Annotated in this window: 1 pseudogene; it reads right to left on the reverse strand. The window is 46.2% G+C overall.

Going from position 1 to position 251, the window contains the following annotated elements:
• Positions 1-44 precede the first annotated feature (44 nt).
• Positions 45-251: pseudogene (locus A3761_RS26150) on the reverse strand (hypothetical protein); the annotation flags it as partial.

The following is a 251-nucleotide window of genomic DNA, read 5'->3' on the forward strand; positions in this document are numbered from 1 at the left end:
TTATAACCGGCCTTTAGATAGTCACTGAGCCGCTATCATTTCAGCTAGTACTTGCAATAGAGTTTTTTAATTTCCTGCTGAAATTCGCGCTCTTCTCTTGGCAGATAAAGCTTATACTTGCGCTGAATAATCTCTCGGCGCACGATATAGTCACACCAATAAGCTTTGTTCTCGGGCATCCACTGGGTCGGCGACTTCCCTGCGCGGGCTTTTTTGCTCATGGAAGCTACCGGCACGATGTTATCTGAATC

It is taken from the genome of Oleiphilus sp. HI0123, assembly GCF_001635315.1.